This is a genomic window from Deinococcus seoulensis (assembly GCF_014648115.1).
GTDB lineage: Bacteria > Deinococcota > Deinococci > Deinococcales > Deinococcaceae > Deinococcus > Deinococcus seoulensis.
Map to the genome: position 1 here is coordinate 43,202 of NZ_BMQM01000008.1, position 12,545 is coordinate 55,746.

General features: G+C 70.6%; 11 protein-coding genes. 4 read left to right on the plus strand and 7 right to left on the minus strand.

The features are described 5' to 3' along the window. Positions 1–51 precede the first annotated feature (51 nt). Positions 52–1,269 carry a saccharopine dehydrogenase family protein gene (locus IEY70_RS07850; protein WP_189064457.1) on the plus strand — a complete coding sequence of 406 codons (1,218 nt, stop codon included), beginning with the start codon at positions 52–54 and terminating at the stop codon, positions 1,267–1,269. Between the two features lie 84 nt (positions 1,270–1,353). Here IEY70_RS07850 and IEY70_RS07855 read toward each other — a convergent pair whose 3' ends face one another. Beyond that, positions 1,354–3,039, minus strand: coding sequence for a GMC family oxidoreductase (locus IEY70_RS07855; protein ID WP_189064458.1), 1,686 nt, complete (start codon positions 3,037–3,039; stop codon positions 1,354–1,356). A 210-nt stretch (positions 3,040–3,249) separates the two neighbouring features. On the opposite strand from IEY70_RS07855, the gene IEY70_RS07860 reads away from it, so the two are divergent. Then, on the plus strand, positions 3,250–3,981 hold the full coding sequence (locus IEY70_RS07860) for a class I SAM-dependent methyltransferase (RefSeq protein WP_189064459.1): 732 nt from the start codon (positions 3,250–3,252) through the stop codon (positions 3,979–3,981). Between the two features lie 36 nt (positions 3,982–4,017). Then, positions 4,018–4,314 carry a YciI-like protein gene (locus IEY70_RS07865; protein ID WP_189064460.1) on the plus strand — a complete coding sequence of 99 codons (297 nt, stop codon included), beginning with the start codon at positions 4,018–4,020 and terminating at the stop codon, positions 4,312–4,314. A gap of 3 nt (positions 4,315–4,317) precedes the next feature. Here the strand turns inward: IEY70_RS07865 and IEY70_RS07870 are convergent, their stop codons facing one another. From IEY70_RS07870 to IEY70_RS07895, 6 genes are all read right to left on the minus strand, one after another. Then, positions 4,318–6,030 (minus strand): putative ABC transporter permease subunit, encoded by a 1,713-nt coding sequence (locus tag IEY70_RS07870; RefSeq protein ID WP_229777752.1) that lies wholly within the window; start codon positions 6,028–6,030, stop codon positions 4,318–4,320. Next, positions 6,027–6,827 carry an ABC transporter ATP-binding protein gene (locus IEY70_RS07875; RefSeq protein ID WP_189064461.1) on the minus strand — a complete coding sequence of 267 codons (801 nt, stop codon included), beginning with the start codon at positions 6,825–6,827 and terminating at the stop codon, positions 6,027–6,029. Before IEY70_RS07875 ends, IEY70_RS07870 begins: the two co-directional genes overlap by 4 nt. 96 nt (positions 6,828–6,923) lie before the next feature. Then, positions 6,924–7,646, minus strand: a complete 723-nt coding sequence (locus IEY70_RS20970) for a nucleotidyltransferase domain-containing protein (protein WP_229777753.1) — start codon at positions 7,644–7,646, stop codon at positions 6,924–6,926. 76 nt (positions 7,647–7,722) lie between these two features. Next, positions 7,723–8,244 carry a DUF402 domain-containing protein gene (locus IEY70_RS07885; protein ID WP_189064462.1) on the minus strand — a complete coding sequence of 174 codons (522 nt, stop codon included), beginning with the start codon at positions 8,242–8,244 and terminating at the stop codon, positions 7,723–7,725. Between the two features lie 167 nt (positions 8,245–8,411). Then, positions 8,412–11,060 carry a U32 family peptidase gene (locus tag IEY70_RS07890; protein ID WP_229777754.1) on the minus strand — a complete coding sequence of 883 codons (2,649 nt, stop codon included), beginning with the start codon at positions 11,058–11,060 and terminating at the stop codon, positions 8,412–8,414. A 79-nt stretch (positions 11,061–11,139) separates the two neighbouring features. Beyond that, entirely contained in the window at positions 11,140–11,631 is a 492-nt protein-coding gene (locus IEY70_RS07895) for a universal stress protein (protein ID WP_189064463.1), read from the minus strand. A 107-nt stretch (positions 11,632–11,738) separates the two neighbouring features. On the opposite strand from IEY70_RS07895, the gene IEY70_RS07900 reads away from it, so the two are divergent. After that, entirely contained in the window at positions 11,739–12,527 is a 789-nt protein-coding gene (locus tag IEY70_RS07900; RefSeq protein ID WP_189064464.1) for a TIGR00282 family metallophosphoesterase, read from the plus strand. Positions 12,528–12,545: the final 18 nt, after the last annotated feature.

A 12,545-nucleotide genomic window follows, 5' to 3' on the forward strand; every position in this document is an offset into this window, starting at 1 on the left:
CACACCCTACCCTGACCAGCGGGCCGCACCCGGCACGGTAAGATGCGCGCCATGAGCAAGGTCATCATTATCGGAGCGGGCGGCGTCGCCAACGTCGTCGCCAAGAAATGCGCCCAGAACGACAGCGTCTTCACGGAAGTCCTGATCGCCACGCGCACCGTCGCCAAGGCAGACAAGATCGTCGCCGAAATCAAGGAGCACATGCCTGACAGCCGGGCCGTGTTCACCACCGCCACCGTCGACGCCGACAACGTCCCCGAACTGGTCAAGCTGATCAACGACTTCGGACCCGTCATGGTCATCAACGTCGCCCTGCCCTACCAGGACCTGACCATCATGGACGCCTGCCTGGAAACCGGCGTGCACTACCTGGACACCGCCAACTACGAACCCAAGGACGTCGCCAAGTTCGAGTACTCCTGGCAGTGGGCCTACCAGGACCGCTTCCGGGAGAAGGGCCTGATGGCGCTGCTCGGCTGCGGCTTCGACCCCGGCGCCACCCAGGCGTTCACCGCTCACCACGCCAAGCACCACTTCCAGGAAATCCACTACCTGGACATCGTGGACTGCAACAACGGCAACCACGGCAAGGCGTTCGCCACCAACTTCAACCCGGAAATCAACATCCGCGAGATCACCGCCAACGGCCGCTACTACGAGAACGGCGAGTGGGTCGAAACCCAGCCCCTGGAAATCAGCCAGGACATCTACTACCCCAAGGTCGCCACCCGCAAGAGCTTCGTGCTGTACCACGAGGAACTCGAATCCCTCGTCAAGCACTTCCCGACCATCAAACGCGCCCGCTTCTGGATGACCTTCGGCGAGGCGTACATCAAGCACCTGAACGTCCTTGAAGGCATCGGCATGACCTCCATCGAACCCATCGACTTCCGCGGCATGAAAGTCGCCCCGATCGAGTTCCTGAAAGCCGTGCTCCCCGCCCCCGAAAGCCTCGCCGCCGGGTACAGTGGGCAGACCTGCATCGGCGTGCAGGCCAAGGGCATCGGCAAGGACGGCCAGCCCAAGGTGCACTTCGTGTACAACGTCAAGGACCACGCCGACTGCTACCGCGAGGTGCAGGCGCAGGGCGTCAGCTACACCACCGGCGTGCCCGCCATGATCGGCGCCATGCTGATGCTGAACGGCAACTGGATGCAGCCCGGCGTGTGGAACGTCGAACAGCTCGACCCCGATCCCTTCTTCGACGCCATGAACCAGTGGGGCCTGCCCATCAGCGAACTGACTGACATCGAACTCGTCAAGGACTGACCCTGACCGTCAGGAACGCGCGCCGCCCGGAGATGGGGCGGCGCACTTTCTGTTCCCGCTGGCCTGACGACGCAGTGGGCTGCGTCAGTCGGTGGCGACGTGCGCGGCGACCTGAGAGCCACCGACCGGCAGCGGCTGCTGTCCCAGGATGAAGTCAGCGGCCTTCTCAGCGATCATAAGGGTGGGGGCGTTCGTGTTGCCGCGCGTGATGGTGGGCATGACGCTGGCGTCAGCGACCCACAGGCGGCTGATCCCGTGGACGCGCAACTGGTCGTCGACGACGGCCAGGTCGTCGTGGCCCATGCGGCAGGTGCCGACCGGGTGGTAGATGGTCATGGCTTCCTGCCGGATGTACTCCTCCAGATCGGCGCGCTGCGTGAGATTCTCGCCGGGCATCACCTCGTCCAGTCGGTAGGGGGCCAGGGCGGCGGTAGCGCCCACCTGCCGGGCCAGTTCCACGCCGCGCACCAGGACGTCCAGGTCGTGCGGGTCCGAGAGGTAGTTGGGTTCGATGCTCGGGCGGGCCTGCGGGTCGGCGCTGGTCACGCGGATCTCCCCACGGCTGCGGGGCGCGACCAGGGACGGGAGCAGCGTGTAGTGATGGCCGTCCAGTTCCCGGAACCCGTGGTCCACGAACAGGGCCGCGCCGTTATGGAATTGCAGGTCCGGGGCGGGCAGTGACGGGTCGGTTTTCATGAAGCCGCCCGTCTCGCCGACGTTGCTGCACAGCATGCCGCGCTGCTCGCTCATGTACAGGCTCATCTGGGCCTCGCTGGTGGCGTCTTTCAGGCCGGGCGTCTCGGTGGCGTACACGACCGGCACGAACAGGTGATCTTGCAGGTTCTTGCCGACGCCGGGCAGGTCGTGCAGGACCGGGATGCCGGCGGCTTCCAGTTGCGCCCGCTCTCCGATGCCGGACAGCATCAGCAGGTGCGGGCTGGTGATCGCGCCCGCCGCGAGAATCACGCCCCGGCTGGCCGTGACCTGCCGCGCGCCCGCGCCGTCCTGGTACTCCACGCCCGTCGCCTGCCGGCCGTCCAGCAGGATGCGGGTCACGTGCGCGCCCGTCCGGGCTTCCAGGGTGCCGGGGCCGCTGCGGGCCAGGGCGGGACGCAGGTACGCCACGGCCGCCGAGTGCCGCGCCCCGCCCTTCTGCGTGACGTGGTAGCGGCCCACGCCTTCCATCTGCGGGCCGTTGAAGTCGTCGTTGGCGGGGTGGCCCAGTTCCTCGAAACCGGCGGTGATCGCGTCGCAGATCTCATGCGTGTAACGGCGGTTCTCGACGTGCAACGGGCCGCCCGCGCCGTGATACTCGCTCTGGCCGCCCTCGAAATCCTCGCCCCGCCGGAAGTACGGCAGCACATCGTCGTACCCCCAGCCCCGGTTGCCAGCGGCGGCCCAGGCGTCGAAATCGGCGCGGTGACCGCGAATGTAGATCATCGCGTTGATGGAACTGCTGCCGCCCAGCATCTTGCCGCGCGGCCAGTACAGGCGGCGGCCGTTCAGGTGCTCCTGGGCCTCGGTCTCGTAGTTCCAGTCGAGGGGCGACTTGAACAGTTTCGGGAAGGCCGCCGGAATGTGAATCTCGGGCGTCTCGTCCGGCACTCCGGCCTCCAGCAGCAGGACCTGCGCGCCGCCTTCCTGCAACCGGGCCGCGACGGCGCACCCGCCGGAACCCGCGCCGATCACCACGTACTCGAACTGCTCTTCCCCGGCGGCATGCGCGGACTGCTCCTGACTGACACTGACCTGCTGATCGTGGGTTGACATGACTGACCTCCCTGATGCAAAGCGAGCAGCGAGCGCAGCCGGGCCTCCCGGGTGGGCCGGGCCTGGGTCGCCTGTTTGTGTGTGCAGGCCAGTATAGGACGCCGGAGGTTGGTATCAGGCTGGCGGACAGGCAGAGGGGGAGAACATCGGGTATCCGGGTCCGGCGCAGGTTCGCTGCCGCGCGGAACCGGGAGAAGGTAGGGTCAGGGCATGACACCCGCCTACGATCAGGCCGCCGACGGGTACGTGACCCTGGTGGACCGCCTGCTGGCCGACCCGGACAGTTTCTGGCAGCCGCTGCTGGCGCGGCATGAGGCGGTCGCGGCCCCGCACCTGCCGGGCGCGCGGGTGCTGGACCTCGCGTGCGGCGAGGGGCACCTGTCGCGCCGCCTGTGCGCCCACAATCCCGCCCGGGTGCTGGGCGTGGACCTCTCAGGGCCTCTGATCCGCCACGCGCAGGCCAGGGCCACCGACCCGCGCCTGACCTACCGCGTGGACGACGCGCACACGCTGAGCAGCGTGCCGGATCACTCGGCCGACGTGATCGTCTCGAAACTCGCGCTGATGGACATCACCGACCACCGCGCCCTGTACCGCGCCGCCCGCCGCGTCCTGGTCACAGGAGGACACTTCAGCTTCTCCGTCCTACACCCCTGCTTCGAGACGCCCTTCCATGAAGTGGACGCCCCACGGTTCATCCTGGACGCTCACGGGGAACGCCTCGCCTACCGCGTGCAGCAGTATGCGCGCGAAGGCCACTGGCAGTCCGGCGGCAGCGGCATCCGAGGACAGCTCGGCGCGCAACACCGCACCCTGAGCACACTGACTGGCGACCTGATCACCAGCGGCTTTACCCTGCGGGGCCTGCACGAGATCTACGGCGCACACGGCCTGCACGCCCAGGTGCCGCAGACGCTGCTCATTGAGGCGCAGGCCGGGTGAGACGCGGCGCACGGATGGCGCCGGTACACTGCCCTTATGCACTTCCTGCTGCTGTACCGCGATCTCGTTCCCGACTACGTCGCGCGGCGTGAGTCGCTGCGGGGAGCGCACCTCGCGCACGCGCAGGCCGCCGCCGACCGGGGCGAGCTGCTGCTCGCAGGCGCGCTGGCCGACCCGGTGGACGGCGCGGCGCTGCTGTTCCAGGGCGACGCGCCGGACGCCGCCGAGCTGTTCGCCCGCACGGACCCGTACGTGCTGGGCGGACTGGTGGGCACCTGGGAGGTGCGCCGCTGGCACACGGTGGTCGGGGCGGGCGCCGCGCACCGGCCCTGACGGTCACTCCAGCCGGTCGAGGCGTTGCCAGCCGGTGCGGAGGCTGAGGTATGTGCCGAGGATGGTGGCGAGCAGCAGGCCGATCAATCCCAGCACGCCTTCCGGGGTGGTCAGGGCGCTGTACCCGGGGTACAGGTCGGGGCGCAGGACGCTGCCGGCGGCGGGCCGGGCGAGCAGCAGCAGGCACAGCACGGAGTAGGCGAGGCTGAGGCCCATGAAGGCGAGGCCGCCGGGGCTGACGCCGATCTCGGCGGGGTTGTCCGCGTCGAATTTGGGGGCGGCGGCGCCCAGCCCGACGCCGAGCGCGGTGATGACGAAGGCGTTGCTGACGCTGACGAGTACGCTGAGCAGCAGCAGGGTGGGGCCGAGGCTCATGCTCAGGGCGCTGGCGACACCCATGACGAGGCCGACGGTCAGCGTGATGGGCAGCACGCCCAGGAACTTGCTGAGGACGATCTGGCGCGGGTCGATGGGCGCGGTACGCAGCAGCCAGTACGCCTTCGCCTCGGTGGACACGGCGGGGAAGGCGAGGCGCACGGCGATCCCGGCGATGATGAACCCCTGGAAGGCCAGCTGGATGTACCCGAGGATGCCCCGGAACTGCGGCACCGGGATGGGCACCGCCTTGACGCTCACGAGGTACACGCCGGCCAGCGCGACGACGACCAGCAGCTGGCTCCACTGGGTGGGGTCGCGCAGGGTGACGCGCAGGTCCTTGGCGGCCAGCGCGCCGCCGGGGCCGAGGCGGGTCAGCAGGCGTTCGGTGCGTCCGGCGCGGCGGGGGGTGGGGTCCAGGCGGGGGGTGCTGGAGTCCAGGGCGCGTGCCCAGCCTTCCTGGTAGGCCTTCGTGGCGAGCAGGGTCGCGGACAGCAACAGCGCGCCCGTCAGCAGCAGCAGGGGCAGCAGGGGCGCGGCGAGGTGTCCGTGCGCGGCCTGCCAGATGCCCTGCGCGGCCCAGGAGGGCGGCAGCAGCGGGCTGGACGGCCCGGCGAAGTCGCGCAGCAGCGCCTCGACCTTGGTGGGGTCCTGGAGCTTCTGGACGAGCACCTCGGGACGCAGGGCGCGGATGGCGTACACCAGTCCGGCGCTGATCAGCACGCCCAGCGCGGTGCTGACCTCGCGGACCCGGCCGACCGGCGCGAAGCGCATCAGAGCGACGGCCAGCAGCGCGCCCAGCCCGACGGGCGCGGCGAACACCAGCAGGTCGGCGAGCAGCATGACCGGGTACGCCCAGACGGGTGCCTGAAAGTACGCGGCGATCGTCAGCAGCAGCGGCAGCGTCAGGAACACCGGGACGAGCGCGGCGTTCAGGAAGGTCTCGCTGACCTTCATGGCGAACACCCGCCAGGTGGGGACGGGCTGCGTGAGCAGGAAGTTCAGGTCGTCGCTGAGGTACAGGGTACTGATGGCGGCGGTGGTGGCGCTGAAGGTGACGCCGCTGGCGAGGGTGATCAGGCCGATTTCCAGGACGCGGGAAAAGACGTTCGTGCCGATGTCCCCGAAGGTGCCCAGGAAGGTCAGCGCCCGCCAAGTGCCGATCACCTCGCCCACGACCAGCAGCGCGGCGAGCGTGCCGACCAGCGCGTACCCCCATTTCGGGCCGCGTTGCAGGGTGTGCCGCAGGGACAGCAGTTTCACGCGCAGCAGGCTGGGCCGCGCCGGTGGGCGCGCGGACGCCGGGGCGGGAGTGGGCGCCGGGGTGGGAGCGGTGGTCACGCGCGCTCCGCCGCTCCGGCCTGATCCCCGGCCCGGCCCTGCGCGTGGGCCTGCGCCTCGGCCTGTTCCTCCTCGATCAGGCGGAAGAAGATGCGTTCCAGGGAGTCGCCGTGCACGCCTCCGGCCTCGGTGCCGGTGCGGGCGCGCAGGTCGTCCATGGTGCCCTGACCCAGCACCTTCCCGCGATCCAGTACGACCAGCCGGTCGCACACCGCCTCGGCCAGTGGCAGCGAGTGCGTGGTGAGCAGCACCGTGCGGCCCCGGTCGGCGTGCGCGCGGAACAGTTCACGCACCTGCCGCGCGGCGTGCGGGTCGAGGCCCACCATGGGTTCGTCCACGATCAGCACGGGCGGGTCGGGCAGCAACGCGGCGATGATCGCGACCTTCTGCCGCATCCCGTGCGAGTACGTCTCGATCAGCTCGTTCCCGAAGTCGGTCAGGCGGAAGAACTCCAGCCAGCGGTCGATCTCGGCGTCGGCCCCAGCCACCCTGTACAGCTGGGCCACGAAGCGCAGCAGTTCCCGCGCCGTCAGTTTGCCGTACAGGTACGGGCGGTCCGGGATGTACCCGAACGCCGCCTTGGCCCTGATGGGGTCCTTCCAGACGTCGAACCCCTGCACGCGCACCGTGCCGCTCGTGGGGCGGGTCAGGCCGACGAGCGCGCGGATGGTGGTGGTCTTCCCCGCCCCGTTGCTGCCCAGCAGGCCGAACACCGCGCCGGGCTGCACGTTGAAACTCAGGTCGCTGACGGCCTCGTGCCGCCCGTAGCGTTTGGTGTACCCACTGACCTCGATCATGCCCGGCAGCGTACCGGGACGGCTCTGACGGAAACCTTAGCCCACGCGTCCTGCAGGCAGCCCCGGCTCAGGGCACCGGCCCCCATGACACCGGCCCTATGGCACCGGCACCGGTTCGCTGCCGCCTTCTTGGTACGTCAGGTCGCCGGTCACGCGGACGGCCAGGGCCTCCAGCGCCGCCTGCCGCGCCCCGGCGTCCGGGGTGGTCAGCAGCGTGCGCAGGTCGTGGGCGGCGGCCGGGTCGCGCTCCTGCAACGTGGGCAGCCAGCGCTGGGGCTTGACCCGCCACCAGCCGCGCACGCCGAACAGGCCTTCCAGGGCCAGTTCCGCCGCGCGGCAGGCCAGCAGCATGTGCAGCGGGTCGCCCGCGTCGGCCAGGGCGCGGGCGTCCATGACCTCCTCGATCAGCCGGAAACGCTCCTGCCCCGTCGGGGGGCGCGGGGCGGGACCGGCGGCGTGCAGGGCGCGGGCCTCGGCGGTCAGGGCGTCCAGTTCCGGGTGCGGCAGCACGGTCCGGCCCTCGGCGAACATGGTGATGGTGTCGCCCTGCGCGGCGGCGAACATCGCCCGGACCTTGCGGGCCGGGTTGTGAAACGCCTCGACCGGCACGCCGTCCACCACGTAATTCGCCCGCCAACGCCGGTCGCCTTCCACCAGCACGTGAAAATCCAGGTCGCTGTGCGCGTTCGCCTCGCCGCGCGCGGCGCTGCCGCACCACAACGCGCCCAGCACGCCGGGCGTCTGCCGGATCCGCTCCAGCGCGGCGGGCAGGGCGGCTTCCAGTCGGGCCTGGGCATCGGCGGGCGGGTCGGTCGGCATGCCCCGGAAGATACCCGGCCCGGCCACCCTCACGGGACGCAGGTTCGCGCGGGCAGTCGGTCAGGCGGCGTCCGGATCAGGCGAGGGCGGCCGCGTCGCACCAGTGCAGGTGCAGGTCGCGGCGGGCCAGCCAGTCGGGCAGCACGTAGCGGGCGCGGCCCAGCCCGGACAGCGCCGTGTGCGCGATGGCGACGGCGCGGTGCATCTCGGTTTCGGTCAGGTACCCGGCCTCGCGCGCGGCGAGCAGTTCGTCCGTGTCGGCAATCTCGGCCATCAGACCGTCGTGAACGATCAGGTCCAGGTACAGGTCCCGCACCTGCCACACGTCGCCCTGGCGGGTGATGTCGGCCACATCCAGGTAGTAGTCGTGTTCGCGCCGCCCGTGAAAGTCGTAGCGGCACACCACGAGGTTCAGGGCCGGGATCAGGTGCGCCTGCCAGTGCCGGATGCGTGGGTGCGCGTGGAATTCGCGGGCCACGAACAGCCCGAACGGCGTCTCGCGGTAGGTGTGGACGGCCCTCGCGCCGGTATTGGTGTAATGGCAACGTGCCGACACGTCGTGTCTTTCCACCTTCACCGGATGCGCCTGTCGGGTCATGACCCAGCGTACAGAACCGGCCGCAGCATGGATGAGACCTGACATGAGAACCGCGCCGCCCCCACCGGGGGGGAAGGCGCGTCTGGCGGCGGGCGGCGGGCACAGGCCCCCGTTCATCGTTCCTGAAGATTTGCGGGCCGGTCAGATCCGGGTCAGCCGGGCAGGGTTTACAGGACCGGCAGGGCGTCCAGCGTGCCGAAGTCGTGCGGCACGAACAGGCTGCCCTCGGTCACGCCGGACCCGGCAGACAGGGCGTCCAGGGCGTCCTGAAGCGCGGCGGCCGACAGTTCGCCCGCCAGGAACGCGCGGTGCGCCTCGATGACGCCCGTGACCTGCTGCGGCGTCTCGTGCACGAATTCCAGACGCAGGTCGCAGATACCGGCGCGCAGCCACGCCCCCAGGTGCGGCGCGGCCACCTGCGGGCGGCCCTCGAACACGGTGTTGCGGCAACCCACGTCCGCCATGACCGGGTGCGTGTGGCCCCGCTCGTCGCGCAGGGCGACCCGGTGCGTCTCGCAGGGGTGCCCGCAGTTGGTGTAGTCGGTGCCGCTGCTCAGGAAGCGGCAGAACACGCAGTGCTCGGTATGGAAGACCGGCAGGTGCCCGTACGCGATGACTTCCAGGTGCTGCCCGCCGACCAGTCCGGCGAGTTCCGTGATCTGCTGCGCGTTCAGGTCGTGGGTGGGCGTCAGGCGGGTCAATCCCAGGTCCAGCAGCGCGCGGGTGGTCAGGACGTTCGCGGCGTTCAGGCTGAAATCGCCGGTCAGTTCCGCCCCGCCCGACGCCTGCCCGCCCGACTCCGCCCCGCCCGACTCCGGCCCGCCCGACTCCGGCCCGCGCTGTTCCTGCAGGCCTTCGAGCAGGCCGCCGCTGCGGACCAGAATGCCCGCGTTCAGGGACTGAAGGAACTTCTGGAGGTTCTGCTCGGTGGGTTTCAGGATGCGGGGGCTGGCGACCCGGACGGGAATCCCGGCGGCCCGCACGCGTTCCACGCTGGGTTTCAGGCCGTACAGTTCCAGGTAATCCAGCGTGATGGAATCTGGGTTCTGATCCAGCGCGGCGTCCAGCTGTTCGGGCGTGCGGACCAGCACGTGCAGGCGCGGGGTCGCCGGGGCCGACGCACGCTCGGTGCGGGGCAGGGCGGCCAGGGTGCTGTCCAGGCGGGGCGCTGCGCGGCGCTCGGGCGCCTGGGCGCGCAGGTCGGTCAGTTGCGCGGCCGCGTCGCGGCGCAGGGCGTTCAGGGCGCTGATCGGCAGGAACCCCGCGCCGCTCAGGTCGGTGGTCAGGTCCTGAAGGTGGAACGGCGTGCCGCCCAGTTTGCCCAGTTGCTCACGCAGGCCCGCCGCGTCCAGCGCGCGGTTGCGGGCCTCGCCCAGCGCGCCGGGCAGGGTCGCGGTGACGCTGTGGCCGTGCTCGTCGGTCAGGGTCAGGGCGGGCGGGAAACCCACGTGCCCCATGAAGTGCGCCGTGACCGGGCGGGTGTACACCGGGTCCGCCGCCTCGACCAGCGGTCGGACACGCGCGGCCAGCGTGGGGTCCTGGGTGCGCCAGACCGGGTCGCCCTCGCGCACGCGGCGGCCATCGACGGCGCCGCGCCCGAAACGCAGTTCGTACACGCCGCCCGCACGGACGCGGGCCAGCGCCGCGTCGTCCAGCTGCTGACCGTCCTGCCACAGGCCGTACAGGAAACCGCCCTCCTCGCGGCCCTCGGGGGCGCGCCAGTTGGCCGGGTCGAACACCAGTCCGTCACCGGGTTTCAGGGGTTCGCTCAGTTCGACCAGCACGCCACGTTCGGTCACGCCGCGCACGGTGCCCACCCGCACGCCCCGGTGCCTGGGCGCGCGGCCCCGCACGACCGTCTGGTGGTTCGTGCCCGCCATGAAGTGCGGCGCCAGCCCGCGCGAGTACACCTGCTCCAGGTCCTGCTCCTCCTGCCGGGTGACGCTCAGCGGCAGGCCCGCCCAGGCCTCGTCCACGGCCTTGCGGTACGCGGCGGTGGTCAGGGCGACGAACTCGGCGTCCTTGTAACGGCCCTCGATCTTCAGGCAGTCCACGCCGATCCGCACGAGGTCCGGCACCTGATGCAGCGCGTACAGGTCACCGGGCGACAGCAGGTAACGGGCGTCACCCAGGTCGCGTTGCAGGCCGTCCACGAACAGGTCGTACGGCAGGCGGCAGGCCTGCGCGCACTGCCCACGGTTCGCGCTGCGGCCCCCCCAGGCCTCGCTGGAGAAGCACTGCCCGGAGTAACTGACACACAGCGCGCCGTGCACGAAGGTCTCCAGTTCGATGTCCGTCTGCCCCGCGATGCGTTCGATGTCCCGCAGGCTCAGTTCGCGGCCCAGCACCACCCGGCTCGCCCCGAAGCGCCGCGCGAGTTCCGCGCCCTCGGCGGACGTGATGCTCATCTGCGTGCTGCCGTGAATGGGCAGGTCCGGGCAGATCTCATGCGCCAGCCGCGCCACCCCGTGATCCTGCACGATCAGCGCGTCCACGCCCGCCTCGGCCAGCGCGATCAGTTGCGCCTCGGCCTGCCGCAGTTCCCGGTCGAACACCAGCACGTTGAACGTCACGAACCCCTGCACACCCCGCGCGTGCAGCCCCCCCATGATCTCCGGCAGGGCCTCCAGCTCGAAGCCCACCTTTGCGCGCGCGTGAAAGCCCGCCCCGTCGGCCCGGCCAGCGCGGCCCACCTGATCACGGGCGGGATTCACGCCAAAGAACACGGCGTCCGCGCCGGCCTCGACGGCGGCGCGCAACTGCGCCTCACCGCCCACGGGACTCATCACTTCGGGTTTAACGGGAACACGCGGCATAACGCGCCAGTGTACCGAACCCCCGCGCGGGCAACGGTGACCTGACACCGGACCACGCGGAGGTTCCGCCCGCCACCGCCTACGCAGTGGGCGTGTGCCGCGCCGCCGGGCGATCCGGTTCCGTCGCCGCCCACACCGCCGGAACCTGCCCCGCACGGACCAGCATCACGGGCACCGGCGCGTGGTGCGCGACCGCCTCGGCCACGCTGCCCAGCAGCGCCCGGCCCAGCCCGCCCCGCCCGTGCGTGCTCATGACGACCAGCGCGGCGTTCTCCTCGCGCGCCACATCCAGAATGGCGCGCACCAGCGTGCGCCCGGCCGCCGGTTCCACCCGCACCCGCGCTTCCGGCACCAGCGCCTGCAACTCGGCCCGCAACGCGCTGGCCTGCGCCGCAAACTCGGCCGGGTCCACCGGCGGCACGTACGCGAACTCACCCACCAGCGCCACCGCGTCCGCCTGCACGCACAGCACCGTCACCGCCGCGTGCGCCGCCCCCGCCAGCGCCTGCGCGTGCCCCAGCGCCCCGTGACCCAGCTCGCTGCCGTCCGTCGTGACCAGGATTCTCGTCATGATTACCGCCTCCTGCCCGCAGCGTGCGCCCCCCCCATTACGGGGGCGTTACGGGGGCCTGGGCTGCCCTGACCGGCTTACCGGTAAAGCGCGGTAGCCTGCGCGTCATGATCAGGTTGTTGTTTGTGGGGGATGTGTTCGCTTCGCCGGGGCGGCGGGTGCTGGGGTCGCACCTGCCGTCGCTTCGTTCGCGGGCGGATTTCATCGTGGTGAACATGGAGAACGCGGCGGGTGGCTTCGGAATGCACCGCGAGGCGGCGGACGGGGCGCTCAGGGCCGGGGCGCACTGCCTGACGCTGGGGAATCACGCGTGGCATCACAAGGACATCTACGTGCTGATGCAGGACGAGGGGAAGTACCCGATCGTGCGGCCCCTGAATTACAGCGATCCGGGCACGCCGGGCGTCGGCTGGCGGTCCTTTGACGTGAAGACCGCGCAGGGCACGGAGCGGTTGACGGTCGTGAACCTGCTGGGGCGGGTGTTCATGGAGGCGGTGGACAACCCGTTCCGGGCGATGGATACGCTGCTGGAACGGGATGATCTGGGCAGTGTGTTCGTGGATTTTCATGCCGAGGCGACCAGTGAGAAGCAGGGGTTGGCGCGGTACTTGGACGGGCGGGTGGCGGCCGTGATCGGCACGCATACGCACGTACCGACGGCGGATACGCGGATTCTGCCGGGCGGGACGGCGTTCCAGGCGGATGCGGGGTTCACGGGGCCGTTCGAGTCGATCATCGGGAGTGATCCGCACGGCCCGATCGAGCGCTTTGTGACGGAGCGCCCGCACCGGTACGGCGCGGCGGACGGCCCGGCGGAGCTGAACGGCGTGTTTGTCCAGATAGAGGCGGGGCGCGCGGTGGGCATTGAACGGTACCGTTACGTGGAAGAGGCGTGAAGGCGGCCACGCTGGAAC

Excerpts from the sequence above, each read along its gene's own strand:
- IEY70_RS07850 (WP_189064457.1), top strand. The coding sequence starts at position 52 with ATGAGCAAGGTCATCATTATCGGAGCGGGCGGCGTCGCCAACGTCGTC.
- IEY70_RS07855 (WP_189064458.1), bottom strand. The coding sequence starts at position 3,039 with ATGTCAACCCACGATCAGCAGGTCAGTGTCAGTCAGGAGCAGTCCGCG.
- IEY70_RS07860 (WP_189064459.1), top strand. The coding sequence starts at position 3,250 with ATGACACCCGCCTACGATCAGGCCGCCGACGGGTACGTGACCCTGGTG.
- IEY70_RS07865 (WP_189064460.1), top strand. The coding sequence starts at position 4,018 with ATGCACTTCCTGCTGCTGTACCGCGATCTCGTTCCCGACTACGTCGCG.
- IEY70_RS07875 (WP_189064461.1), bottom strand. The coding sequence starts at position 6,827 with ATGATCGAGGTCAGTGGGTACACCAAACGCTACGGGCGGCACGAGGCC.
- IEY70_RS20970 (WP_229777753.1), bottom strand. The coding sequence starts at position 7,646 with ATGCCGACCGACCCGCCCGCCGATGCCCAGGCCCGACTGGAAGCCGCC.
- IEY70_RS07885 (WP_189064462.1), bottom strand. The coding sequence starts at position 8,244 with ATGACCCGACAGGCGCATCCGGTGAAGGTGGAAAGACACGACGTGTCG.
- IEY70_RS07890 (WP_229777754.1), bottom strand. The coding sequence starts at position 11,060 with ATGCCGCGTGTTCCCGTTAAACCCGAAGTGATGAGTCCCGTGGGCGGT.
- IEY70_RS07895 (WP_189064463.1), bottom strand. The coding sequence starts at position 11,631 with ATGACGAGAATCCTGGTCACGACGGACGGCAGCGAGCTGGGTCACGGG.
- IEY70_RS07900 (WP_189064464.1), top strand. The coding sequence starts at position 11,739 with ATGATCAGGTTGTTGTTTGTGGGGGATGTGTTCGCTTCGCCGGGGCGG.